The 23529-nt window shown below is 63.5% G+C and carries 23 protein-coding genes, 1 pseudogene and 1 riboswitch; of the genes and pseudogenes, 6 read left to right on the forward strand and 18 right to left on the reverse strand.

From position 1 onward, the window contains the following. Positions 1 to 2: 2 nt before the first annotated feature. The 9 genes from cobO to VITFI_RS16665 form a co-directional block, all read right to left on the reverse strand. Positions 3 to 620, reverse strand: a complete 618-nt coding sequence (gene cobO / locus VITFI_RS16625; protein WP_089418274.1) for a cob(I)yrinic acid a,c-diamide adenosyltransferase — start codon at positions 618 to 620, stop codon at positions 3 to 5. 19 nt (positions 621 to 639) lie between these two features. Next, a complete protein-coding gene (locus VITFI_RS16630) occupies positions 640 to 1488 on the reverse strand; it encodes an ABC transporter ATP-binding protein (RefSeq protein ID WP_089418275.1) in 849 nt (282 codons plus the stop codon). Next, positions 1485 to 2510 (reverse strand): FecCD family ABC transporter permease, encoded by a 1026-nt coding sequence (locus tag VITFI_RS16635; protein WP_232476737.1) that lies wholly within the window; start codon positions 2508 to 2510, stop codon positions 1485 to 1487. Before VITFI_RS16635 ends, VITFI_RS16630 begins: the two co-directional genes overlap by 4 nt. Before the next feature lie 41 nt (positions 2511 to 2551). Beyond that, complete coding sequence (locus tag VITFI_RS16640; protein WP_089418277.1) at positions 2552 to 3388, reverse strand: energy transducer TonB; 837 nt, start codon at positions 3386 to 3388, stop codon at positions 2552 to 2554. A 21-nt stretch (positions 3389 to 3409) separates the two neighbouring features. After that, the gene (locus tag VITFI_RS16645; protein WP_198301803.1) at positions 3410 to 5245 is read right to left on the reverse strand and encodes a TonB-dependent receptor domain-containing protein; all 1836 of its coding nucleotides are present in this window, start codon (positions 5243 to 5245) and stop codon (positions 3410 to 3412) included. Between the two features lie 78 nt (positions 5246 to 5323). After that, positions 5324 to 5565, reverse strand: a riboswitch (cobalamin riboswitch). A gap of 10 nt (positions 5566 to 5575) precedes the next feature. Next, positions 5576 to 6598 (reverse strand): glycosyltransferase family 4 protein, encoded by a 1023-nt coding sequence (locus VITFI_RS16650; RefSeq protein ID WP_157725755.1) that lies wholly within the window; start codon positions 6596 to 6598, stop codon positions 5576 to 5578. 50 nt (positions 6599 to 6648) lie between these two features. Beyond that, positions 6649 to 7722, reverse strand: a complete 1074-nt coding sequence (locus VITFI_RS16655; protein ID WP_089418280.1) for a response regulator — start codon at positions 7720 to 7722, stop codon at positions 6649 to 6651. Next, positions 7719 to 9530, reverse strand: a complete 1812-nt coding sequence (locus VITFI_RS16660; RefSeq protein ID WP_089418281.1) for a DAHL domain-containing protein — start codon at positions 9528 to 9530, stop codon at positions 7719 to 7721. The genes VITFI_RS16655 and VITFI_RS16660 overlap by 4 nt, the downstream gene beginning before the upstream one ends. Continuing rightward, positions 9527 to 10537 carry a cytochrome-c peroxidase gene (locus tag VITFI_RS16665; protein ID WP_089418282.1) on the reverse strand — a complete coding sequence of 337 codons (1011 nt, stop codon included), beginning with the start codon at positions 10535 to 10537 and terminating at the stop codon, positions 9527 to 9529. Before VITFI_RS16665 ends, VITFI_RS16660 begins: the two co-directional genes overlap by 4 nt. 127 nt (positions 10538 to 10664) lie before the next feature. On the opposite strand from VITFI_RS16665, the gene VITFI_RS16670 reads away from it, so the two are divergent. Then, a complete protein-coding gene (locus VITFI_RS16670; RefSeq protein ID WP_232476738.1) occupies positions 10665 to 12200 on the forward strand; it encodes a cobyric acid synthase in 1536 nt (511 codons plus the stop codon). Between the two features lie 5 nt (positions 12201 to 12205). On the opposite strand, the gene VITFI_RS16675 is transcribed toward VITFI_RS16670, so the two are convergent. From VITFI_RS16675 to VITFI_RS16700, 6 genes are all read right to left on the reverse strand, one after another. Continuing rightward, positions 12206 to 13201 carry a Bug family tripartite tricarboxylate transporter substrate binding protein gene (locus VITFI_RS16675; RefSeq protein WP_157725756.1) on the reverse strand — a complete coding sequence of 332 codons (996 nt, stop codon included), beginning with the start codon at positions 13199 to 13201 and terminating at the stop codon, positions 12206 to 12208. Positions 13202 to 13308: 107 nt separating this feature from the next. Continuing rightward, positions 13309 to 13530 (reverse strand): YdcH family protein, encoded by a 222-nt coding sequence (locus VITFI_RS16680; protein WP_089418285.1) that lies wholly within the window; start codon positions 13528 to 13530, stop codon positions 13309 to 13311. Between the two features lie 107 nt (positions 13531 to 13637). Further along, on the reverse strand, positions 13638 to 14720 hold the full coding sequence (locus VITFI_RS16685) for an RNA methyltransferase (RefSeq protein ID WP_089418286.1): 1083 nt from the start codon (positions 14718 to 14720) through the stop codon (positions 13638 to 13640). Positions 14721 to 14756: 36 nt separating this feature from the next. Next, positions 14757 to 15137, reverse strand: coding sequence for a bacteriohemerythrin (locus tag VITFI_RS16690; RefSeq protein ID WP_157725757.1), 381 nt, complete (start codon positions 15135 to 15137; stop codon positions 14757 to 14759). A gap of 51 nt (positions 15138 to 15188) precedes the next feature. Continuing rightward, entirely contained in the window at positions 15189 to 15797 is a 609-nt protein-coding gene (locus tag VITFI_RS16695; protein ID WP_089418288.1) for a tRNA-uridine aminocarboxypropyltransferase, read from the reverse strand. A gap of 4 nt (positions 15798 to 15801) precedes the next feature. Then, entirely contained in the window at positions 15802 to 16896 is a 1095-nt protein-coding gene (locus VITFI_RS16700; protein ID WP_089418289.1) for a S1C family serine protease, read from the reverse strand. Positions 16897 to 16968: 72 nt separating this feature from the next. Here VITFI_RS16700 and VITFI_RS16705 point away from each other — a divergent pair, with 72 nt between their 5' ends. The 5 genes from VITFI_RS16705 (at position 16969) to VITFI_RS18800 (ending at position 21778) form a co-directional block, all read left to right on the forward strand. Further along, positions 16969 to 17289 (forward strand): YkgJ family cysteine cluster protein, encoded by a 321-nt coding sequence (locus VITFI_RS16705; RefSeq protein ID WP_089418290.1) that lies wholly within the window; start codon positions 16969 to 16971, stop codon positions 17287 to 17289. A 4-nt stretch (positions 17290 to 17293) separates the two neighbouring features. Further along, positions 17294 to 19552, forward strand: a complete 2259-nt coding sequence (locus VITFI_RS16710) for a helicase-related protein (RefSeq protein WP_089418291.1) — start codon at positions 17294 to 17296, stop codon at positions 19550 to 19552. A gap of 74 nt (positions 19553 to 19626) precedes the next feature. Beyond that, positions 19627 to 20736 carry an S-(hydroxymethyl)glutathione dehydrogenase/class III alcohol dehydrogenase gene (locus VITFI_RS16715; protein ID WP_089418292.1) on the forward strand — a complete coding sequence of 370 codons (1110 nt, stop codon included), beginning with the start codon at positions 19627 to 19629 and terminating at the stop codon, positions 20734 to 20736. After that, positions 20736 to 21590 (forward strand): S-formylglutathione hydrolase, encoded by an 855-nt coding sequence (fghA, locus tag VITFI_RS16720; protein WP_089418293.1) that lies wholly within the window; start codon positions 20736 to 20738, stop codon positions 21588 to 21590. Before VITFI_RS16715 ends, fghA begins: the two co-directional genes overlap by 1 nt. Positions 21591 to 21607: 17 nt before the next feature. Further along, a complete protein-coding gene (locus VITFI_RS18800; protein ID WP_157725758.1) occupies positions 21608 to 21778 on the forward strand; it encodes a hypothetical protein in 171 nt (56 codons plus the stop codon). A 27-nt stretch (positions 21779 to 21805) separates the two neighbouring features. Here the strand turns inward: VITFI_RS18800 and VITFI_RS18805 are convergent. The 3 genes and pseudogenes from VITFI_RS18805 to VITFI_RS16730 all read right to left on the reverse strand — a co-directional run. After that, positions 21806 to 22009, reverse strand: a pseudogene (locus tag VITFI_RS18805) (YkgJ family cysteine cluster protein); the annotation flags it as partial. Continuing rightward, the gene (locus VITFI_RS18080; RefSeq protein WP_157725759.1) at positions 21975 to 22409 is read right to left on the reverse strand and encodes a hypothetical protein; all 435 of its coding nucleotides are present in this window, start codon (positions 22407 to 22409) and stop codon (positions 21975 to 21977) included. The pseudogene VITFI_RS18805 and the gene VITFI_RS18080, both read right to left, overlap by 35 nt. Positions 22410 to 22478: 69 nt before the next feature. Further along, positions 22479 to 23462, reverse strand: a complete 984-nt coding sequence (locus VITFI_RS16730) for a hypothetical protein (RefSeq protein ID WP_089418295.1) — start codon at positions 23460 to 23462, stop codon at positions 22479 to 22481. Positions 23463 to 23529 lie beyond the last annotated feature (67 nt).

Below are 23529 nucleotides of genomic sequence, written 5' to 3' on the forward strand. Positions count from 1 at the left end.
GGTCAAAACTCCAGACCGCGCTGGGCGCGGATGCCTTGTTTGAAGGCGTGTTTGGTCACTTTGATGTCGGACACGGTGTGCGCCAGCTCGACCAGCTCGGCTGGCGCCCCGCGTCCGGTGATGACAACGTGTTGCATCAGCGGTCGGGCCATCACATCGGCCAGCACCGTGGCGGTGTCGAGGTAGCCGTGGGCCAGCACGATGTTGAGTTCGTCCAGCAGCACCAAGCCCACATCGTCGCGGCGCAGCAGGGCGCGGGCCTGTTCCCAGCCGGCTTGGGCACGTTCGATGTCCCGCGCGCGGTTCTGGGTGTTCCAGGTGAAGCCTTCGCCGCAAACGTGGTATTCGACTTCGTCGGGAAAACGGCGGAAGAACTGTTCTTCCCCCGTGGGTGTGGCGCCTTTGATGAACTGCACCACGCCGGCTTTCATGCCGTGGCCCAGGGTGCGCGCCACCATGCCAAAGCCTGAGCTGCTCTTGCCCTTGCCGGGGCCGGTGAGCACCAGCAACACGCCGGTGTCTTCGGTGGCAGCGGCGATGCGAGCATCCACAGCGGCTTTGATGCGCTGCATCTTGTCGCGGTGGCGCTGTTCGATGTCGTCGATTTCATCAGGGGTCATGGGGACTCTCCAACAGCCATCAGGCGGGCAGCCACCACACGCGGCCATCGGCGCTGTGGTGGCGCAAGGGGTGGCCGAAAGCGGTGCTCAGGGCTTCTTCCGTCATCACTGCCGCGACGGGGCCGGCCAGCGTCAGCCCATCCGGGTGCAGCAGCAGGGCATGGGTGGCCACGCGCTGCGCCAAACTCAGGTCATGCACCGACATCAACAGCGCCCGGCGTCGCACCCGGCATTCGGTTGCCAACAGAATGAGCATGCGCGCTTGCTGGGCCAGATCGAGGTGGGCCAGTGGTTCGTCGAGCAGGGCCAGGGGCGGGTCTTGCGTCAGCAGCGTGGCCAGGGCGACGCGGGCGCGCTCGCCGCCGGACAGCGTACACACGTCCCGCTGCGCCAGATGCGCCAGGCCGACGCGCTCCAGCGCCACATGGGCCAGCGCATCGTCGGTCACGCCTTCCCAATGCCAGCGGGACAGGTGCGGGTGCCGGCCCTGCAACACGACATCCAACACTGGCGTGGCAAACGCATCGTGAACCGTTTGCGGCGCGTAGCCGCGCAGGCACGCCAGTTCGGCCAAAGACCAGTCGGCCAAAGCCACCCCGGCAATGCGCACTTCACCCGCCGCCGGGGGGCGTGCGCCGGCCAGGGTGTTCAGTAACTGGGTTTTGCCCACGCCATTGGGGCCCAGCACACACCAAAACTCCCCCGGTCGTACCGACAAGGACAGATCCCGCACCAACACCCGGCCCGCTTCGCCTTGACCGACGCGCACCTGCAAATCCCGCGTTTCCAGCAGAGGCGACAGGCTCGGCGCCTGCGGGCGTGGCACGCTGCCCGCCAGCCAATACCGCAGGCGTTGGGCCAAGCTCATGCGCGGCTCCGGGCGCGTTGGGTCAACAGTGCGATGAACGTCGGCGCACCCACCAGCGCGGTGATGGCGCCCACCGGCAACTGAACCGGGGCCAGGAGGGTGCGTGCCAGCGTGTCCGCCGCGAGCAGGAACAGGCCGCCTGTCAGGGCGCAGGCCGGCAGAAGGAGGCGCTGATCGTTGCCCAGGGCCAAGCGCAGCGCGTGCGGCACCACCAGGCCGACGAACCCCACCGTGCCCGCCGTGGCCACGGCCAGCGACGCCGCTGCCGAAGCCGCCAGAAACAACATCGCCCGCACCCCGGCCACCGGCACGCCCAGCATTTGCGCCGGGCCCGGGCCGCGCAGCAACAGGTTCAATTCGCGCCCGAAGGGCCACAGCAGCAGGCACAGCAGCGGCGCGGCGATCAAAGCCGGCCACGGCGAGACGCTGCCGGACAAGTCGCCCAGCATCCAGAACAACATACCGCGCAGCCGTTCCGCTGGGCTCAGGGTGAGGATCAAACTGATGCCGGCGCCGCACAACGCCGAGAGCATCACCCCGGTGAGCAGCAGGCGCGGGGAGCTGTCTTGGCTGCTGACGGCGTCCAGCCGCCCCAGGTCATGCCGGGCCAGGCCAAACACCAGCAGCACCGCGCCCAGGGCCCCGAGGAAGGCGCCCGCGTGAATCGCCAACAACCCGCCGCCCAGGGCGATGACACTCAACGCCCCCAGCGCCGACCCCCCCGACAGGCCCAGCACATACGGGTCGGCCAACGGGTTGCGCAGCAAAATTTGCATCAACGCGCCGGCCAAGGCCAGCAGCGCACCCGTGCCAACGGCGGCCAGCGCACGCGGTAAACGCAGGGTGTGGAGGATGTCGGCGCCCAGGCTGTCATCGGGCCAGAGCAGCAGACGGGGCACGTCGGCCAGCGCCGGTTCAGCACTGCCGCAACCCAGCGCGATGGCCAGGGTGAGCAGCAGCCCACCCGCCAACAGGGGCAGCACCCAGGGGCGCCGCTGGGTCGCTCGAAGGGGAACGGACACGGTTTCAGTGTTCACACAAACCTTTTGTGAGCGAAAACAGGTCAGGGCGTGGTGGCGTCGGCCACCGCCGTGGCCTGGGTTTGGGGCGCGGCGCTGTCGAGACGGAAATGAATCGCCACCGTCACCACGCCCGGCACGGCTTGCCCGTCGCGCAGGGCCGGCGTGAAGCGCCAGGATTTGACAGCATCACGCGCCGTCTGATCCAACACCATGTGGCCCGTGCGCCGCGCCCAACGCACCGCGAGGACGTGCCCCCGCTCGTCCAGCTCCACCGTCAGGCCGACGGTGCCTTCCAACCCGTCTTCGCGGGCGGTGGGGGGGTAACTGGGCAAACGGTTGTCGGGCAGACCGCGTGGGCTGCGGGTTTCACCCCCTCGGGCGCCCACTGGCGCGCTGGGCAAGTGGGGGGGGTTGGGAGAAAGCGCCGCGTGGTGAGCCGCGTCGGCGGCCCCCAGGCCGGGTACGCTGGGCGGCTCCAAGCTGGGCAGCGGCGGTGTGGGGGCCGCTGCACCCGCGTGGGTCGGCAGGCGGGCGAAGGTGGTTTCCGCTCGCACCCCGGGGGCTTCCACCGCCGAGGCCGCCACCGCCGCCAGGGGCAAGGGTTCGGGCCGTTCGGGGCGGCGTTCGGGCAGAGCCGGCGCGGGCGGCGTCGGGGTGAGGCTGGGCGCGGGTGGCGCAGGGGGCGTCAGCACATACAGCACGGCCTGCGTCGAAGTCGGCGGGGGGGCCGCCATCCGGGCTGCGGGTTGGGGTGTCCCACTGGCGGCTTGCCAAGCCAGGGCCAGCACCGCGCCGTGAGCCAGGAGCACGCCCAGCCCGGCCACCCAGCGTTCAGGCGAACCTGTCGAGGTGGTGTGCGGGCCGAGTGAGAAGAGCATGGCGCGGCGTGGTCAAGCGGGTTAGAGCGCGGGCGTCCAGCGCAGGGTGATTTGCGCTTGGCGGCCCGGCGTGGTGTAACCCATGACTTGGGTGTAATCCTTGTCCGTCACGTTGTTGATGCGGCCTTCCAGCGCCCAGTCTGGGGTGATTTGCCAGCTCCCGAACAGCGCGAACAGCGTGTAACCCCCCATGCGCGAGCTGGCGGTTTCCGTGGTCGAGTCGAAGCGGTGGCCGACGTAACTCACGTCCGTGCCCAAGCTGAACGAACCGAGCGTGTGCGTCAGATGCAAACCTGCGAACTGTCGGGCACGGCGTTGCAGCAAGAAATCCGTATCAGCGTTTTCGGGCCGCTGCACCGTCAGGTTGAATCGGGCGCGTGTGGCGCTGCCCAACGGGCCGCCAGCGCTCAAATTCACCCCTTGGTTGCGTGCTTCACCGACGTTGACCGGCATCCAATTCCCCGAGGGCTGGGCTTGCCAAGCAATCAAGTTGGTGATGTTCGACCGAAACAGCGTGGCGCCCAGATCAAGCCCGCCCAACTTCCAATCGCTGCCCCATTCGACGTTGCGGGCCTTCTCCGGCTGCAAACTCGGATTGCCGCCCCAGGGGTAATACAGATCGTTGAATGTCGGCGCTTTGAACGCGGTGCCCAGGGCAGCCCGCAGGCGCCACGAGGGCATCACCTGCCAAGCGGCGGCCAACTGGCCGGTGGTGTGGGCATCGAATTGCGAGTTGTCGTCGCGGCGCACGTCGGCTTGCAGGCTCAGATCGCCATAGTTCGCTCGCCAACCGAGCATCACGGCCCGGATGTGGCGATCGGTGGCGCTGTAGTCGGTGGTGCTGTCCACCGACTGCTTGAGCCATTCCAGCCCCGCGATGAGCTGGTGCGAGTCACCCACGTTCAGGCGGTTGATCCAACTGGCTTGATCCTGCACCGTGTCGAACTTCGAGACGCTGGCCGTGTGGTTGCTGGAGCGATCCCAAGCCCGTGCGATGCGCAGCTCCGAATTCAACCCGGCCACCAGCGGCCCACGCCAGTGGGCGGCCACCGTCTGCGCACGGGAGTGGATGACGTCATCGGCGTCACTGCGGCTGTCGTAGTGGTGTTCGCCCAGACTGCTGAACACCTGCACGCCCACTTGGTGCCCGCCGCCCAGATGTTGGGTCAGTTTGAGGCTGCCACTGGTGCTGTCAAAACCATCTTGATCGGGGTTGTGGCCCCGAGCATCGGCGGTGGTGGCATCGATGCTGTCGGTGTGCAGGCGGCTGGCACCCACCGCGATGTCGGTGTTCCCGTGGCGGGCAGCGTAGCTGGCGCTGGCTTGGCGTGTGCCTTGGCTGCCGGTGGTCAGGGCCACACTCACCCCGGGTGAGCGCTGGGCGCTCTTCGTGAAAATTTGGATCACACCGCCGATGGCGTCCGAGCCATAGAGGCTGCTGGCACTGCCTGGCAGCACTTCAATGCGCTCGATCAGGGACAGTGGCAGCGCTTCCAGCGTCGGTTGGCCGTTGGTGGCCGAACCGAGGCGCACCCCATCGACCAACAGCACCGTGTGGTTGGCATTGCTGCCCCGAATGAACACGCTGCTGGTGGTGCCCATGCCGCCGGTGCTGGTGGACTCGACCAGGCCAAAACTCCGCAGTACATCGGACACCGTGCTGACACCGGCTTGGCGGATGTCCTGCGCGGTGATCACTTGCACGGGGCGCACGGCGGCGGTCACTGCTTGCGGGCTGCGGCTGGCGGTGACGACGTAGTCGGTGGAATCGGTGGAGGTTTGGGCCAGGGCGAACGCCGGTGCGTTCAACAACAAGACCAGCGCCAAGCGCGGGCGCTTCGAGGAGAAAACAGACATGGGGACAACAAGCATCGATCGGTGCGGTGCCTGCTTCCCCGCAGGCAACTGCTCAACGGTGCGCCCTTCAGCGGAAGGCGACACACCCCGTTGTTGGCCGGTATCCGGGCTGGCGGGGCACTTCGTGCGGCCTTCCCGCAGGCATCACGCCCACAGTGACCGAAGAGGCACGAAGGAGAAAACCGCAAGGTTTTCAACCGCTGACCGTTGCGGGGGCAGCGCAGGCTGGGCGGACTCCGGTGGAGTGAACCTTCCTGCTTCCCGTTTACCCCAAGCCCTGACGATGCAGAGGCCCAGGCACCAACGGCCCGCATGGTAGCACCTGGGTTTTCACGCAGGCTGACAGGCCCCTACGCTCGGCAGCGTGTGCAAATACCGGGTGAACCACGCCACCACCGCGTCTTCGGTGCAATGCTGCTGCACAAAACGCAAACCATTGGCGCCCAAGCGTTGGGCCAATGCGGGTTGGTTCCACAGCCGTTCGATGGCTTGGGCCATGTGGACATCGTCCTCCGGCGGACACAACAAAGCGGTGTAGTTGCGCTGTGCGTAGTCGTGCAGCCCCACCGAGTCGGTACACACCATCGCTTTGCTGTGGTGCATCGCCGACACCGCCGTGACATGGCCGCAAGGCACCTGCGCATGGGCCAGCGGCAGCACCATGAAGCGGCTTTGGCGCAAGATGCGCTGGGCTTCGGCCAGTGGAATGTGGGTGCGAAGGGTGACGTTGGCAGGGATTTCCAGCCCAGCGACGTTTTCCGGGTTGACCACAGCCGTCAGCGGGATGTGGGGCAACCGTTTCATGGCGCGGAACAGCGTCGCGTAATCCCGCCCTTGGCTGCCCAGCGCACAGATGTACGGGGGCGCTGCCGGCGAGGGGTCGGCGGCGGGGGCCTCCTGGGGCGGACGCACGCCCCAAGGCAGCATCTCAAAACGCTCCGCAGGCAGGTGCAGGTGTTGCGCGTACAAAGACTTTTCGAGGGTGGAGAACACCACGTAGCGGTGCGCCCGGGGCAACATCCAGCGGGCCAAGCGGCGCTGCCAGCCTTGAGGCAGGTGGGTGTAATTGAAGGAGTACACCAAGATGGGTACATGTCGGCACAGCAGCGCCGAGGCCAAGCACAGGTAAGTTCCGATGCGCGGCCCGTGCGCCACCAGCAATGCGTTGCCTTGCGGCACTTGCCGGGCATGCCACGCTGCCCGGAACGCCGCCACCAAACCGCGCAGCGCGGCGGGCCGCACCGCCTGCCCCAGCAAGCTGTGATGCACCCATTGGAAATGCCGACTCTCGAAACGCCGTGCCAACCAGTTCCAATGTGGATCCAGCTCACTGACGTTGATCACAGTCCTCACGCTCTCGGTCAACCTTCATTCTCCAGGGGGCAGCCCGGCGCGATCCTAGCTCAATGGCGTCGGAAAAAACTCTTGATCGACATCAGGCGCTGTCCCAACCGGCTACCGAGTTCGGTCGAGTCGCGGGGGGTTTGCGGTGTTGACTCCACCACTTGCTGGGTTTTGAGTGCTGCCGGCGTTGCTCGAAAGTGGGCGGCCTGCTTTTGCGCTGAGTTGATGTACATCAGCAGAACCCCCGGCTTAACAGGCCGAAACAGCACACGAAACACCCGTGCCGTGTTGATGAGATTGACCACTGCGCCACTGTCCGCCATGTCCGAAATGACAATCGAAACCACGTGAGGGTGCTCGCGTTTCAGCAAGTGCAAGAAACCGACGTTCGATGCGTTAGCTCCATCGACCGCCACCACCACCACGGAAACCTCGTGGTCATGCATCAGTTCCAGCGCGTCTTCTGGCGTGGTGGCGCTGAGGGTGCGCACATCGGTGTAGCCTTCGGCGATGAAAACTTGGTAAGCCTCCAGCGCGTGTTCGATGAACAGCACCCGCGTCCCTTCCACCAAAGTGGCGGGCGATTTGAGCGACAACGGTTGTGAGGCCGATGGCAGCTCAATCGGTTCGGCTGACGCCGTCACAGCGTGGGACGGTGTGGCCGCCGCCATGTCTGACTGGGCCAAGGCCACTCCCGCATCGACCGCTTTGGCCAAGGTGGCTTGCAGTTCCTCGTTCATCCAAGGTTTTTGGAGGTAACGAAACACCTCGCCATCGTTGATGGACGCGATGATGGCCGACAGATCCGAGTAGCCGGTCAGCAGCAGGCGCACCGTGTGCGGTGAAATGGCTTTGGCTTGGCGCAAGACCTCAATGCCTTCGATTTCGGGCATGCGCTGATCGCTGACCAAAACGTGGAAATGTTGTTGGCGCAGCAGCGCCAAGGCTTCATGGCCATCGGTGGTCACGGTCACGTCGTAGATCGGACGAAACAAGGCTTGCATCGCCCGCAGGATGCGCTCTTCGTCATCGACGAACAGCACCTTCGGGCGCACAGGAGGAGCGTTTTGATTGACGGCCGCTGCGGCTCGCTTCAAGCGAGCCAGTTCGACCACGCTCAACACCGGTTTCATGAGGGCTCCTTCGGCTCAGACTGCAACACCGAATCCACATGTTCGGCCTTCATGCGGGAGGGCAGGTAAACCGAGAATTTGCTGCCTACACCCACTGTCGATGCAACATCAATGCGTCCGCCGTGATCGTGGACGATGCGTTGGGCGATGGACAGCCCTAAACCGGTGCCCTCGCCCACTTTTTTGGTGGTGAAGAACGGGTCGAAGATGCGCGGCAGCACGTTGGCAGGGATGCCGCTGCCGTTGTCCGACACCTCAATCACCACGCCATTGCGCACGGCTCGCGTGGCGATGCTGACCTGTCCACCTTGGTCGGCGGTGGCGTGGCAGGCATTGGTGATGAGGTTCAGCAGCACTTGGTTGATCTGCGAGGGCGCACATTGAACCAACGGCACTTCGCCCAGCGCAGTGCGGATGTCCCGGTGCTTGACCAAGTTGCGGGCAATTTTGAGGGTGCTCTTGACGCCGTCATTGACGTTGAAGTCCATCACCTTGGCGCGATCCAAGCGGCTGAAGTCCTTCAGGTTGATCACCATGTCGCGGATCTGCTCGATGCCGTGCAAGCCATCGCTGAGCAGGTTGCGCATCTCGTCGATGGCTTCGCTGTCCTCGAAAGCGGAGGTGATTTCCTGGACTTGCGCAAACTGTGCTTCCAGCGCAGCTTGTTCGGCCTCCTCGCTGTGAACCAAACGCATCAGTTCGGCGGTTTCATGCACCAACAGCTCCACGTCGGCCATGCGCGTGTGGGCCACTTGCAAGCTGCTGTTGATGTACGCCAGTGGGGTGTTGATTTCGTGCGCAATGCCCGCAACCATTTGACCCAGCGAAGCCATTTTTTCGGATTGCACCAACTGCGCCTGAGACTCTTTGAGGTGAGCGACAGCGTCCGTCAACTCTTGGGTTCGAGCCTGGACGTGCTCCTCCAGCGTTTCATTGGTGCGGGCCAGCGAAGCATTGGCCGCATTGAGCGCCCGGTGGCTCACCGCCAAACGCCAGCCCAGCGCCCCCAGGCCCAGCAACAGCAAAGCGGCATAACCCGCCAAGATGCTGCGCCAGAGCTGACGCGCTTGTTCTTCCTGTGCAAAGACATGCTCGAAAGAGCGGGTCAATTGATCCAAGCTGGCCAACGTGGGCGCCTGCTCCATGGCACCCAGAACGCGAGCTTCTTTGCCCTTTTGATCCAAAACGACACGCGCATGCTCGGTCACCAACCGAGTGGCTTCGCCCAAAGCGTCGGCGTTTTGGGTTGCCGGGGTCAGTGCCTCCAACAACGTGAGCAAGGCCGTGCGTTGGGCTTCGTCCGGTGCCAGGTGGTAGCGAAACATCAAGGCCACCAGCTCATGCGCTTGATCGAGCACTGCGGTGGCTTTGGCAGCATAGGCGGGCTCGCGCAAAGTCATCACAGCCAGCGGCAAGTAGCGCAGCGAGTTTCGCAGCAGGGCGTTTTCGGTTTTGAAATGCTCCACCTGATCCAGTTTGATTTGGAAGGCCGCTGCGATGTGGGTCATCGGCTCGGTCAACGCGGCTTGGCCGCTTTCCTGGACGTCGGTGTGCAGGCGCTGCTGGGCCGTCAGGATCGATTGGCGCAGCGCAGTCAGCGCGTCGTAGTTTTTATCGATGTCGTTGCGGGCACGCAGAACGTTTTGGCCCAACTCGGCATCGTATTGGCGCAGCTCACGCAGCGTGGCGTTGACGCGCATTTGCAGCCCGTGATCCCCCGTTTGGGTCTTCCAGACCAGCCCGGCCAGTCCCCCCAGCAAAGCGGCGGCTGCGACAGCCACAGCGGTGGCTTTCATCCACGATTTCATGGGCGAGTCTCCAACTTTTCGCCCGTCAATGAGCGCAGGAATTGCACGATGAGTTGTTTGTCTTCCGCTGGAGCGGGGCGGCCCAGTTGGTTGAGGAACATCACGTCCACCGCTTTGTCCAGCGTGGTCACGGAGCCGTCGTGGAAATAGGGCGCGGTCAGCTCGACGTTGCGCAACGAGGGCACCTTGAAAACGTACTTGTCGGTTTCCAGCTTGGTCACGTTGTAGCGACCCAAATCGGCGGCTGTGGGGTTGCCTCGTTGCCCGAAGTAATTGTTGAACACCCCGAATTTCTGGAACATGTTGCCCCCGACGGCCACGCCTTGGTGGCACGCCACGCAACCGTACTGCTTAAAGAGCTGGTAACCCTTTTTCTCGTCGGCGCTGATTGCATTGGGTTCACCGAGCAAATAGCGATCAAATCGAGAGGGTGTTAACAAAGATCGCTCGTACGTGGCAATGGCGTCCCGGATCGTGGTGGCTTGCAAGCCCGCTGGATAAACGGCCTTGAAGTCATTGACCAAACCTGTGTCGTTACCCAGCTTGGTGACAATTTCCGGCCAGGTGTGGTCGAACTCTTTCGGGTTGTGGACGACACCGTCCATCTGTTCGAGCAAGCCGTCCGCACGGCCATCCCAGAACTGTTTGAAGTGCAGCGCAGCGTTGAACACCGACGGGGCGTTGATGCCGCCCAGTTGTTGGCGGATGCCGGTTGAGCGTGCGGCCCCGTCGGCACCGCCTTTGCCCGGCTGATGGCAGGACACACACGCCACCGTTCCATCGCGGGACAGGCGCGGATCCATGAACATGCGCTCACCCAAGCGCACCTTGCGTTCATCCAGATTGAGTGATTTCACACTGGGCAAGGGCTTGATGGGCTCGTCCAGCAAAGGTTGCGGGGCCGAGACGCCCCCGGGCAGCTGTGCCCCAGCCACCACCGAGAAACCCAACAGCCACCCCGCAACATGGATCTGACCCCGGGTGCGTTGATTCGACAACGACAACATGAAACGCCTTTCCGCAAACATTTCTCTCGGTTGACTGTGACATGACATGCAATGTCTCCCTAGACGAAGATCAAGACTTGCGTGCATGGCACGGGCAAGGGGCAAAGTCTCTGGACAATCGCACGGCATGAAAAAGACTGTTTCTTCCCTGTCCGGCGCCTTGATGGTGCAGGGCACGACTTCCGATGCGGGCAAATCCACCCTGGTCGCGGGGCTGGCGCGGGTGCTGGCCCGTCAAGGGGTGCGTGTGGCGCCTTTCAAACCCCAAAACATGGCGCTCAACAGCGCTGTCACTGCCGATGGGGGGGAAATTGGCCGCGCTCAAGCCCTGCAAGCCCTGGCCGCCCGCGTGGTGCCCACCGTGGACATGAACCCCGTGCTGCTCAAACCCAGCAGCGATGTGGGCGCCCAAGTCATCATCCACGGCCAGGCGCGCACGGACATGGATGCCCGGGCCTATCACGCCTACAAACCCATCGCGTTCGAAGCGGTGCGGGCGTCGTTCGAGCGCCTGCGGGCGGCGTATGACGTGGTGTTGGTCGAGGGCGCGGGCAGCCCGGCGGAAATCAACCTGCGCGACCGGGACATTGCCAATATGGGTTTTGCGCTGCCCTACCGCGTGCCCGTCGCCCTGGTGGCCGACATCGACCGGGGCGGCGTATTTGCCCACCTGACCGGCACCTTGGCCTGCCTGGCGCCCGAGGAGCAGGCGTTGGTGTGCGGGTTCATCATCAACCGGTTCCGGGGGGATGTTGGCCTGCTGATGCCGGGCGTGGATTGGCTGAGTGAGCGCACCCACAAACCCACGTTCGGCGTATTGCCCTACCTCCACGGCCTGCACCTGGATGCCGAAGACGCCGTGGACATCGCCCAAACCGCGCCCGCAGCAGGTGGCCCGCGCTTGCGGGTGGCGGTGCTGGTGTGGCCGCGCATTTCGAATCACACCGATTTGGATGCCTTGCGCGCCCATCCCCAGGTGGATTTGCATTACGTGGGCCCAGGGCAAGCGGTGCCGGCGTGTGATCTGGTGATCCTGCCGGGCAGCAAAGCGGTGCAAGCCGATTTGCGTTTCCTGCGGGAACAGGGCTGGGACGGCGCCCTGGCGCGCCATCTGCGCTACGGCGGCAAGGTGCTGGGGTTGTGTGGCGGCATGCAGATGCTCGGCCAAGCGCTGCACGATCCGCTGGGTTTGGAAGGCGGCGGCAGCAGTGCCGGGCTGGGGTGGTTGGCGTTCGAAACCACACTGGCGGCGCACAAACAATTGCGGCAAGTGCAAGGGGTGCTGGCCGCTGCGGTGCTCGATGCACGGGCGCCGACCGAAGCGCCCAGCGCCGTGGCTTTGCAGGGCTACGAAATTCACATGGGCGTGAGCCACGGCCCGGCCCTGCAACGCCCCGCCGTGTGGCTGCGCGACGAGGCAAGCGGCGCGTTACGGCCCGATGGCGCGGTGTCGGACGACGGCCAAATCCTGGCCACCTACGTGCATGGGCTGTTCGATCATCCGGAGGCACAGGCGGCGCTGCTGCGATGGGCAGGAGCGGGGGCGACGGTATCCAGAATCGATCTGGGGGCGCTGCGGGAAGCCAGTTTGGAGCGCCTGGCCGACAGCGTCGAGGCGGCGTTGGACTTGCCCGCGCTGTGGCGTCAAGCCGGGCTGGGTTAGGCGCCTCAGGAGCCGTTGAGCTTGAGCAGGCTGACCACCACGCGGGCGGTCGATTGCTCGGTTTCGATGAAGCGCCGGAAGGCGGGGGCGTTGCGGTACGTGGCCAGCCAGCGGTTGGTTTTGAGGGCTTCCCGCCAAGGCGCAGTGGTGACGACGCGGTCGATCAGCGCTTGCAGGGCTTCCAGTTGGGGGGGCGTCAGGCCGCTGGGCGCGCACAGGCCGCGCCAGTTCACCAGCGTGGTGTAGATCCCCACATCGCGCAGGGAGGGTAGCCCCATTTCGCTGCGCTGGCTGCTGATGACCAGCGGACGCACCTGCCCCGCTTGAATGGCCTCGGCCAATTCGCTGTAGCCTGAAATGCCCCAGTCCGCTTGCCGATTCTGCAAGGCTTTGCTGGCTTGGCCCCCACCCCCGGTGCTGAGGTAAGTGAACTGGGCCGGATTGGCGTGGACGCTGCGCAGCATCATGCCCAGCAACATGTGATCGACACTGCCCGCCGACCCTCCGACCACGGTGGCTTTGTAAGCGGGTTCGCGCAGCCGGTCGGCCAAATCTTGGGCGGTGCGAAGTGGCGAAGCGGCGGGCACCGCCACCACCAGGTAATCACTGGTGAGTTGGGCCAGCGGGTTGAGCCGCGATAAATCGAGGGCCGAACGATGCAGGGCAATGCCGCCGAGCATCACCATGCCGGTGATCATCAATGCATCGGGGCGGCCTTTGTAGCGTTCGGCGAAGGCATGCAGGCCGACCACTCCCGCCTTACCGCCGACGTTCTCGTAGCGGATTTGTCCGACCGCCCCGGTGCTCTGCAAAGCGTGGCCCAACGCTCGCCCGGTCTGATCCCATCCGCCGCCGGGGCTGGCGGGGATGAAGATCGTCAGGCTGGGCCAAACCGGCGCATGTGCAGACGCTGCGGGGCGTTGCTGGGCACTGCTGTGCCCGGAATGGCCTCCCCAAGCCAGAGCCGTGGCCCACTGGAGCCAGGCACGCTTTCTCATCATGTGGTGTCCTCCTCTGTTCACCGGCGCCATTGGGCCGCCTGTGAGCGCCTTTTACCAGGGGGACAACCTGAGGAGAAGATTTCAATCAGGGGAGGCTGTCATGAATCTTAAGCGGCGACGCTGGCCTTACGCAAAAGGGTGTACAGCTGATCCTTGAGCATCAGCTTTTCCTTCTTGAGCACTTCGATTTCTTCATGGGTGGCCGGGACGATGTGGGCTTCCATGTTCTTGATGCGTTGATCCAACTCGTTGTGCTTGTCAAACAGATGCACGAAGTGGGCATCGGTGGTCTTGAGCTGGGTGATCAGGTCGCGGTATTCGGGGAACATCGTGCTTGTCCTTGTTGGAGGTTCGTTGGATTGTGGTGAAGGCCAGGCGTTGTGCCCAGCCTTGGGGCCACTCTATGCTGGCTGACCCTCGTCTGGCTGAACTTAGATCAAGACTTGGGGCGCCAAAGAGCGATCTTGCCCACCGCCTCGCGTGCCCGCAACTGGCCGCAGCCGCCTTCCACGTCCTGCCCAGCCGAATGGCGCAGTTTGGTGAGGATGCCCTGGCGGTGCAACGTGCGCGCCATGTGGGCAGCCCGCTCCCAGCTCGGGCGCTCGTACGGCATGCCCGGCACGGCGTTGTACGGAATGAGGTTGAGCACCCCGTAACGCCCGTGCAGCAGTTGCGCCACGGCGTCCAGTTCTTCGTCGGTGTCGTTGACGCCGGCCAGCAGCGTCCATTGGTATTGAATCGGGTAGCCACTGGCGCGTGCATAAGCGTCGGCAGCGTCCACCAAGGCGAGCGGACTCAGGCGCGGCGCCCGGGGCAGCAGCTCGGCACGCAGCGCCGCATCCGTGGTGTGCAGCGAAACCGCCAGCGCCGGCTTGACCGGGCCTTCGTGGGCCTCCCCCTGCACCCGGGCCATGAGCCGGGCGAACAGCCGCTCGTCCCCCACCGTGGACAGCACCAGGTTTTTGTGCCCGATGTTGCCGACGCTGCCCAGCAAGTCGATGGCGTCCAGCACGTTGTCCAGGTTGTGGGCCGGCTCGCCCATGCCCATGAACACCACTTTGTTCACCGGGCGCAGTTGCCGCGCCAACGCCACCTGCGCCACGATCTCCGCACTGCCGACTTGGCGAATCAGCCCTTCTGTGCCCGTCATGCAAAACCGGCAACCCACGGCGCAACCCACTTGGGTCGAAACGCACAGCCCGCCGCGTGGCAGCAGCACGCTTTCCACGGTTTGGCCATCGTGCAGGCCACTGAGCAGGCGCGCCGAACCGTCCTCGCCGGGGTGTTGCGAGCGCAGCACAGCCAGCCCTTGCAGGGCGTCCAACAGCGTCGGCAAAGCGGCCAGCAACGGTGCGGGCAAAAAATCCACCACCTTGCGCCGGCCACTGCCGATGGGCAGCGCGTGCGTCCATAAACGCAACACGCGCTGACGGTGCAGGGTTTGGGCCCCGAGCGCTGACAGGTGCTGTGTCAACGCGGGCAGGGTGGTGAGGGCGGCGGTCAGAGTGGGGGCGGACATGGGGCGCGCAGTGTAGCGGCCCCGCCGACCGCCGCATCATGCTCCCAGAAAGGGTGCGAACGCCGCGTGGGTCTGGGTGAGGTGAACTTGCAGCCAGCCTTGCAGCAAGGTGGTGGCCCGGTCTTTCACGTCTTGGCCGGCGTCATGGTCGGCGACCAAGTCCATCAAGGTGGCCATGTGACCGTTGTGCAGGGTTCGGTGGGCTTCAATGTCCGGATAGCCATGCTGCACCAGCAGCGATTCTTCCGTGACAAAGTGGTTCATGGCGCCATCCATGAGGGTTTCCAGCAGCGTGCCGACTTGGCCGCGATCGCTGGCGCTGGCCAGTTGTTGAAGGGCATCGAGCAACTGGCGGTGTTGTTCGTCCAGATCGGCACGGCCGACGGAAAGGGCCGGTGTCCAGGACAGCAGCGACATGGGTTCTCCTTGCAGACTCTCACAGAGAAAAGGCGACAGCATCGCCCAGCTTCATGTCTCCTCGGTGATTGTGGGGGTGGCGTTGTGCGCCTGGCCACGCTGCACGAACACATCGAACGCGGCCAGCAGGCAGCCGCACGACGCCACCAGGCCCGGTTCCAGCTGCACCAAGGCCCCACAAGTGGCTTCCAAAGTGGAGCGTTGTATGGCCGGAACCTGAGCTTTGCGCAGTGCAGCATAACGCGAAGGCGGCACACTCGTCAGCGCCAGGCGTGGCAGCGCCTGCAAACCCGGGTTGCAGTGCAGCAATTTTCGGCTCTTGCGCCAGGTGGCATCCAGCACCACCAAACGCAGCCGATCCGGGGGGAGATCGGGCGGCGCAGGTGGGGCCGGCTCGTGAGGGCTGGCCGGATAAAGCAGCACCGGGCAGCGGCCATCGGCGTGCAAATCGGCATCCAGGGTCAGCGGATCGAAACGTTCCCCGACGCGCACCGTGCAGCGCGCCAAGCTCAACGCCAGCAGCGTGGCGCTGCCTTTGGCTTGGTTCACTTCTTCGGGGTGTTGCAGGATCAGCACCTCGGTGCGCGGGGTCACGGGGCGAATCAAATCGCACAAACAGGTGCGCAACGGGCGGCAACAACGCGGGCAGGTCGGGCGCATCGGGTCAACGCATCGTCAGGTCGATGACGCGCACACGCACCTTGCGTTCGGTGTCGCCCCGACGCACGCCCAGCTCGGCGGTGTTGCCGATCCCCACCCGATCCAACTCGGCCACAAAGTTGGCCAGCGTCGCCACGGGGCGCCCGTTGACAGCGATGATCACGTCCCCCAACTCACCCGAACGGCGGTTGAAGGGTCGCAAACCCGCTTCGGCAGCCGGTGAGTTTCGGGCCACGTCGGCGATCACCACGCCGGCGATGCCAGCCCGTGCCACCCAGTCTGGCCGCACCGGGGAGATGCCGATGCCCGGCATCGGCGCCACCCCTCGGCTGATGAGCGCAGGCACCACGCGGTTCACCAAGTCCACCGGAATGGCAAAACCCACGCCCGAGGAACTGCCCGACGCCGAGCGGATGGCAGTGTTCACACCGATGAGGCGCCCGGCGCTGTCCAGCAACGGGCCGCCGGAGTTACCGGGGTTGATGGCCGCATCGGTTTGGATCACCCCGGCGACTTCGCGGTAATCGGTGGTGGGCAACTCGCGGTCCAGGGCGCTGATCAACCCTTGGGTGAGTGTGCGCGACAGGCCAAACGGGTTGCCGATGGCGTACACCGTTTGGCCAATTTTCAAATCACGCGAACTGCCCAGCGGCAAGGGCCGCAGGTTGGCGGGCGGGCGTTGCAGGCGGATCACCGCCAAGTCGTATTCGGGTGAGCGTCCGACCAAACGGGCTTCGAGTGGGGGGCCGCTGTCCAGGCGCACCCACAGTCGGCGGGCGCCTTCCACCACATGAAAATTGGTGACGATGTGGCCCTCACCATCCCAGACAAACCCACTGCCCGCCGATTGCGCCACCTCGGCGCCGAACCAGCCGTCCGACTGCAAGGTTTCGCTGGTGATGTAGGCCACCGACGGCGCTGCGCCTTCGAACAGGTTGACGACTTGTTGCTCCGCCGCCGGCAGCGGCCCACGCGGCGTGATGGCCCGTGGCCCAGCGGCCCAAACGGGCCACGGCAGCAGCCCGGCGCCCAAGGTGCCCGCCACCACCGCCCGTCGGCGGGGCGACCGAAGTTCAGGAAAAAGAGGTGCGTGCTTCATGTCACACAAGATAACGCACGCGGTGCCAGAATCTGGCCCCCATGGCTGTGCCATGTCTTTGTTCGCTTTGCCATGAGTTCCGCTTGCCAGTTTTGTGGCGCGTGTTGTGCCACATTCCGAGTTTCGTTCTACTGGGCCCAAACGACGGCCCATCCCGACGGCACGGTGCCTGAAGCGCTGACCGAGCCGATTTCCCCCCACCACGTGGCCATGCGCGGCACCACCTGCCGACCGGTGCGCTGCGTGGCGCTGCAAGGGAAGATCGGTCAAGCGGTGGCGTGCGGCATCTACGCGCAACGCGCCAGCCCATGCCACGAATTCACCGAAGGCGACGAGCGCTGTACACAAGCCCGCCACCACCACGGATTGCCCCCTGTTTCTGAATCACACTGACTGCATGACCTCTGCCGACACCCCGACCCCCAAGCTCCGCCTGCCCATTCCGAGCCACGCTGCCCGCGTGCCGACCCCCATCACCCTGGAGCAATTGGAGCGGGTGCGTCAAGCGGCCTACAACCTGCCGCAGGTGGTGAAACCAGCGGATTACGTGGACGATGAGGACGATCTGCCCGATGCCGAACACCGCTTGGCCGAGGCGGGGCTGATCCTGCTGCAAAAAGCGGTGCCCCATCAGCGGCCCAGCCGTTGGATTGCGCCAGGGTTGATCGAGGCGGCGCTGCGCCATTTGGACGAAGTCGGCGTCGGGCGGGAAACCCGGGCGTTGATGGTGGAGCGTCACGCCACGCTGGAAGCGCTGGGTTTCACCCGTGCGCCGGATGCTGGCGCGGGTGGTTGGGAACGGGTGTTCCAACAGCCGCTCACGCTGACGTTTGATGCCTGGTCGCGCCCGGGCATGCTCACCTTGGCGTATCGGGCGGAGGTGTCGTCTGAACCGGTATGGGCTTTTTTCCGCAACGGCGACAAACGCGCTTTGCTGGGCGCCCTGGCGTTTGCCCCGCCCTACGAACACACCGAAGACTTGGTGGCCCATCTGGACGCCCTGGCCGAGCGCAGCGCCTGGTGTGACGCCGAGGCCATGGACTCGCTGTTGCCACGCCTTCAAGCCGAATGCCAACGCCCGCAAACCCTCGACGCCCTCAAGGCCGCGTGTACGCGGGCGCAGGATCGCTGGGAGCGTCAGGTCAACGAGCAGCTCACGCTGTCCAGCCTGAACCGCGAGCTGGCGTTTCAGGGCTACCCGGACACCTTCGAGCGTGCGCGCCAGTTGGGGCGCAAAGTGACGCTGTTCGTCGGCCCGCCCAACAGCGGCAAGACGCACGCGGCGTTTGAAATGTTGGCCGGGGCGCTGGACGGTGCTTACCTCGCCCCGTTGCGTCTGCTGGCTCTGGAAGGGCGCGACCGGCTGGTGGCACGCGGTGTGCCCTGCTCGCTGCTGACCGGCGAAGAAAATGTGCCAGCGGATGCGGCGCGGGTGGTGTCCTCCACCATCGAAATGGTGAACACCCGCGACGTGCTGGACGTGGCGGTGATCGACGAAGCGCAAATGATCTTCGACGCTTCACGCGGCTGGGCGTGGACACAAGCCATCGTCGGCGTGCCGGCGCGTGAGGTCATCATCATTTGCTCGGCCTATGCGGTGCCGGCGATCCAGAACCTGTTGGGCCTGTGCGGCGAACAAGGGGTGGTGCGCCACTTTGAGCGCAAGCAGCACGTTCAACTGTTGCCCGGCCCGGTGAGTTTGTCGACGCTGAAAAAAGGCGATGCGGTGGTGGCCTTCAGCCGGCGCGATGTGTTGATGCTGCGCGACCAGATCGCTGCCAACGGCCATCCGGTGTCTGTGGTGTATGGCGCGTTGCCGCCAGAGGTGCGCCGGCGCGAGGCGGAGCGCTTCGCGTCGGGCGAATCGCACATTTTGGTGGCGACGGACGCCATCGGCATGGGGCTGAATTTGCCGATCCGCCGCGTGCTGTTTTCCACCATGAGCAAGTTTGACGGCGTGGGTGACCGGCCATTGAACGAAAGCGAAGTTCACCAGATTTCTGGCCGCGCCGGGCGCTACGGTCTGCACGAAGAAGGGTTCACCGGTGTGCTGCACGAGGCCGAACCCGGCGCCGCCCGGACGTTGAAAGAGTTGCTGCCGCGCACGCCGCGTGCGCCGCGCAACTTCAAGGCGCCGGTGGCACCGAACTGGTGGCACATCAGCACCATCGCGCAGCGGCTGGACAAACACCGGTTGCACGACATCCTCAGCGTCTTCATGGAGCAGCTCAAGCTGGACAACGCGCACTTTCAGGTGGCCGAGTTGGAGCAGATGCTGGCGTTGGCGGCGGAGTTGGATCGCAATGCATCCTCGTTGCCGCTGCGGGATCGGTTTGTGTACGCCCAAGCGCCGGTGGACACGCGCACCGAAAGCTTGGTGCAGGATTTTTACAACTGGGCCTGGGAGCACGCCCGCAGCGGCCAGGTGAGCCGCCCGGGGTTCTTGGAGGGGGTGAGCGCCTTCAGTCGGTTGGATCGGATGGAGCAGGTGCTGCGCGCTTGCACGCTGTGGCTGTGGCTGGATTTACGCTTCCCCGGCGTGTACGGTGCCAACGACGAGGTGGTGGCGCTGCGCTCGGAGCTGAACGACGGCATTGAGCGGCAGTTGAAGGCGAAAAAGCCGCTGTGGCAAGCACGTCGGGGGGGTCATCGCTAGAAACGACCTTGCTGTGCCAGCAGCCCGGCGCTTGGCGTACAAACGCACCTTGAGTTTCCTGAGGAGTTTTGCCGATGAAATCCCGTGCCGCTGTTGCTTTTGCTGCCGGTCAGCCGTTGCAGATCGTTGAGATTGACGTGGCGCCGCCGAAAAAAGGAGAGGTGTTGGTCAAGATCACCCACACCGGCGTCTGCCACACCGACGCCTTCACCCTGAGCGGTGACGATCCAGAGGGCTTGTTCCCGGTGGTGTTGGGCCACGAGGGCGCTGGCATCGTGGTGGAGGTGGGCGAAGGGGTCACCAGCGTGCAGCCCGGTGACCATGTGATCCCGCTCTATACCGCCGAATGCGGCGAGTGTCTGTTCTGCAAGAGCGGCAAGACCAACCTGTGCGTCTCCGTGCGTGCCACCCAAGGCAAAGGTGTGATGCCGGATGGCACCACCCGCTTTTCCTACAACGGCCAGCCGCTTTATCACTACATGGGCTGCTCCACCTTCAGCGAGTACACCGTGGTGGCCGAGGTGTCGCTGGCCAAGGTCAACCCGGATGCCAATCCTGAGCAGGTCTGCCTGCTGGGCTGCGGGGTGACCACCGGCTTGGGCGCCGTCAAGAACACCGCCAAGGTGCAGAAGGGGGACTCCGTGGCCGTGTTTGGCCTGGGGGGGATTGGCCTGGCAGTGGTGCATGGTGCGCAGATGGCCGGGGCTGGGCGCATCATCGCCGTCGACACCAACCCGTCCAAGTTCGAGCTGGCCAAGACCTTTGGCGCGACCGATTGCGTGAATCCCAAGGACTTTGACAAACCCATCCAGCAGGTGATCGTCGAGATGACGGGCTGGGGGGTGGATCACAGCTTCGAGTGCATTGGCAACGTCAACGTCATGCGTGCGGCGCTGGAGTGCGCACACCGGGGCTGGGGCCAGTCGGTGATCATCGGCGTGGCCGGCGCGGGGCAGGAGATCAGCACCCGGCCCTTCCAATTGGTGACAGGCCGGCGTTGGTTGGGCACGGCGTTTGGGGGTGTCAAGGGTCGCAGCGAGCTGCCGGGCATGGTCGAAGACGCGATGGCCGAGCGCATCAAGCTTGCCCCCTTCGTGACCCACACCATGCCGCTGTCCGGTATCAACGAAGCGTTTGAGTTGATGCACAACGGGGAATCCATCCGCTCGGTGGTGCATTTCTGATGGAGCGCATTGAGCATCACGCCAGTTTGGGTGGCCGGCAGGAGGTTTGGCAGCATGCCAGTACGACGCTGGGCTGCCCCATGCGTTTTGGCGTTTATCTGCCGCCTGCCGCGTTGCGTGGCGAGCGTTGCCCGGTGCTGTATTGGCTTTCGGGCCTGACCTGTACCGAGCAGAACTTCATCACCAAGGCTGGGGTGCAGCAGCACGCGGCGCAGCATGGCTTGATCGTGATCGCCCCGGACACCAGCCCGCGTGATCCCGACGGCACGCTGGGCGTGGCCAACGACCCGGCTTATGACTTGGGCCAAGGCGCAGGCTTCTACCTGGACGCCACGCAATCGCCCTGGGCCGCGCACTTTCGCATGGAAAGCTACGTGGTGCAGGAGCTGCCCGCCTTGGTGGAAACGCATTTCCCCGCCACTGCACAGCGCAGCCTCAGCGGCCATTCAATGGGCGGGCACGGTGCGCTCACCCTGGCCATGCGGCACCCGGGCCGTTATGCCAGCGTGAGCGCGTTTTCACCCATCGTGGCGCCGAGCCAAGTGCCGTGGGGCCAGAAGGCGTTCGCCGCCTACTTGGGGGAGGATCGCAGCGCCTGGGCCGCGCACGATGCGGTGGCGCTGATCGCCCACGCCGCCGAGCGCCTGCCGCTGCTGGTGGATCAAGGGGAGGCGGATGACTTCCTTGCCACCCAGTTGCGCCCCGAGCTGCTGCAAGCCGCTTGCGCCGCTGCGGGCCACCCGCTGACGCTGCGCCTGCACCCGGGCTACGACCACAGTTACTACTTCATCGCCAGTTTCATCGGTGAGCATGTGGCGTGGCACGCGCAGGCACTGAGGGCGCGGTTGCTGTAGCGGGTTGAGGGGGCTGAATGCGCACCATCTTGATGGTCAATCAGGTGGTGCAATCAGAAATTGGTAGCCAAATTGTCCGCCACGCTCAATTAAGGCAAGGGTGGTTTTCCACTTATTATTTGAATATGTTGCTGATTGCTGAGTTTTTCGCAGCATTGCTCATTTATATGGCAAAAATCAAGCCATGAGATCACGCCCTTATAATTTTTCTCGTAATGAAGATCTATTCGACATATTTCTGGCCGATCTTCATAAATAGAGCACAGAGCGGTCTTTTCCTCAAAGTGAATGCAAACCCCATCCCCTTTGTCTAGCCATTTGGTTAATGGGGATAGATGCACACTGCGGCAGCAAGCGCCACAGCGGGTGCATGGAAATGGTGGCTCAAATTTCAATGACGTCATCGTCGTTCGGGTCATTGATCTTGTTGAGCAATTGTGTGGCTTGAGCCATCGGGCTATTTTTTGTTTGATCTACGATGAGTGTGAGTGCAGCATTAATTTGTTGATCGTTGCCACTGGCAAGACCAGATTCCAGTAAAGCAAAATATTTATCAAATTTAATGGCTCTTTCGGCAAAAGAGCTGGATATCAATTCCCGGAGTGTTTCTGCTTGTGCTTGGATTCGCGCCAATGCAACGTCGCGATGTGCGCTGATATGAGTTCTTTTCGTGACTTCTAATTCTCGGGTGGTTGCATACTCTTTCCAGGCGGTAATGAGGTTTTGACTGCTGGTCGTCACCGCAGTGATGGGGGCGGAAGGGATTGCAGGTAGTTTTGCCATGACTGAAGTTTTAATTTGCTGAAGTGTGGATTTCATCCGTTTTTCGAATGAACCAAAAATGCACACCTACCTGACTTAGCAGGGGTGTGCTGTTAAATAAATTTATTATTTTATAATGATTTTATCGCCATACGTCAGTAATCCAGAGCTGGATATGTGAATGATTGATTTGAGTTTGGATTGGAGATCCTTGGTGCTCTCGCCGTTTTTTTCCATGATAGGCGTGTCAAGGGTGGCTTTCAAGGCCTTACCTAACTGGAGTAACCTTTCGAACGCGTTGTCATCATTGGTTTGACCAATAAAGAACTTAGAATCGTCAAAGCATTTTGCAACCTTGCTCAACGTCATGCTCATCTCCATGGCGTTGGCTTGTAATCCTTTGAGAACCTCCTTCATTGCGGCGATTTTGGCGACTGCTTGGTCAACTTCTGAATCGTATTCCCAGGCTTTGGTCACTGCTTCTTCAGCCTTAGATGCCATCACGAAACCCGTGATGGCGAGAGCCGGCCCCGCCACCAAGCCGCCCAGCACAGCCATACCACCTGCCATACCGAAGCCGCCAGCCGCTAAAGAGCCACCACCCAGCCAAGCCAAAGTCGCATTGGTTGCTGCTGCACCGCCCAGGCTGGCAATTGCTGTTCCCGTTGAAGCTGAAGCTAGCATACCGACACTGCCGTAAGCTCCCAATCCCATCAGTGCGCCGCTGGCTGCGCCGGAAGCGAGACCTTTTTCGATATCCAGGCTCCCGATAACCATTTTCTCCATTTGTGGCAAGTTGAGCTCTTCAATCATTTGCTCGAATCCAGATATATTGGATCCTGCTTTTTTCTTTCTGCTCTTGATGGCGTCAACAAGATATTTAATTTGGTTGGAAAAGATGTGTACTTTTAACTTGCCCAGCTCTTGCAGCATGGCATTTGTTTTCTCTCTTTCTTGCTCAAGCGAGAGAACGGCTTCTTCATGTTTGCGTTTGGCTCGGTTCCCGATGCGCTCGGCACGTTCAAAGTCTTCTTTGGCATCAAGGCCCTTTTTGATGCCAATGCCGCCAGCCAGCAGAGCTGCACCGGCAAGAATGAATGGGATAGGCATGATGTTTTTCCAAAGCGCCGGGTTAAAAGTTAGGAGGCAGGCGCTGAATGCCTCAGCCTAACTTTGA

It is taken from the genome of Vitreoscilla filiformis, assembly GCF_002222655.1.
Classification (GTDB): Bacteria; Pseudomonadota; Gammaproteobacteria; order Burkholderiales; family Burkholderiaceae_C; genus Ideonella; species Ideonella filiformis.